General features: G+C 54.2%; 1 protein-coding gene. It reads right to left on the bottom strand.

Features of this window, described 5'->3' with window-relative positions; genetic code table 11:
• Positions 1-31: 31 nt before the first annotated feature.
• Positions 32-1,042, bottom strand: coding sequence for an IS110 family RNA-guided transposase (locus E5Z01_RS19170; RefSeq protein ID WP_135230835.1), 1,011 nt, complete (start codon positions 1,040-1,042; stop codon positions 32-34).
• Between the last annotated feature and the right edge of the window lie 227 nt (positions 1,043-1,269).

Here is a 1,269-nt window from a genome sequence, read left to right as displayed (position 1 = left end):
AAATTGTAGATATTGTTTTTTGCCCGGCCCGTCAAGTCTCGCTGGAAAGCCGCACATACAGCGGGTCGTAGGGCTTCCCTGACTTGACCACCGCAAAGCCCACGCATAGTAATTTGCGTGCCAGCGCTGTGACTGCCACCTTCCCTGGCTTGCCTTGTTCCCGCAAGCGCTGGTAGAACGCCTTTTCCTTCGTCTTGGTACGCGTAGCTGCCACCGCAGCAAGGTAAACAATCCGTCTGAGTCGAGGATTTCCTATCTTAGAAATGCGACCACGTCGATTCATCGCTCCCGACTGGTGTGGTGCTGGCGAAACGCCAGCATAAGCAGCCAACTGACGGCTGGTTTCCATCGTGCTGAACGCTGCTGTCTCAACCAGGATGCTTAACGAGGTCAGAAAACCAAAGCCTGGCACACTTTGCAGCAGCTTGACCTGTTCGTTCAGTGCCGTATTCGCAGCTACCCGTTCACGCATGGCCTGGTCAACCGCTTCGACCTGACCCTTCAAAAAGGCAATGCGGTCTTCTGTCAGTTTCTGTACCAATTTGTCGGGCTGCTCACGGGTATTCAGCGCATGACGGCGGTTCTTGGCCTGGCTCAATTCTTTCACCAGCCCATCCCGTTCATGAACCAGCAGCTTCAGGTTTTCCAGTTCTGCCACCGGTGGCTCCCAGCGTTTCAGGGCCATCGTTGCCCCGTAACGGGCAATGATATCTGCGTCCATCGAGTCGGTTTTTCCACGTCTCAGTGAGCTTTGAGCAAAGTACTTAATCTGGGCCGGGTTCACCACGCTCACGACAAAACCCATCCGATGAAGGTAAAAAGCGCAGCGTTCCCAGTAGACGCCTGTGGCCTCCATAACCGCGTGAACATCGGAAAAAACAATCAGCATTGAGGAGAGCCAGGCAGTGAGTTCATCCAGGCCCTTTTCGTCGTAGTCGAAGGATTTTTGCTTGCCAATGGTTTTCGGTGGCCCACCGGGGCACCGCTCTACCAGTCGAACGTAAATCTCGGTCTTGCCAACATCGATGCCCAAAACGTACATGCTGACCCCCTTGAGAAGTGATGGACTGGTCAAGCGTGTCTTTCTTTGGGCAGGCCCTTGTGTACAGGCTTTTCGTGCCTCGGATATTGTTCTGTCTCGAAGAAAGTGCCCAAGTCGGCCCCACCTACAATTCGGTCTCTTGAACCTACGCTAAGGACGGGCTTGTTGACCTGGACGGCTTGACTGAGACCCATTGTGAGGCTCCCAGTCCAAGACACAACGCTAAG

Source organism: Deinococcus fonticola, from assembly GCF_004634215.1.
Lineage (GTDB): Bacteria > Deinococcota > Deinococci > Deinococcales > Deinococcaceae > Deinococcus > Deinococcus fonticola.
The sequence above is the reverse complement of the archived record's forward strand: the minus strand, read 5'-3'. Positions and strand labels throughout refer to the sequence as shown.

Excerpts from the sequence above, each read along its gene's own strand:
- E5Z01_RS19170 (WP_135230835.1), bottom strand. The coding sequence starts at position 1,042 with ATGTACGTTTTGGGCATCGATGTTGGCAAGACCGAGATTTACGTTCGA.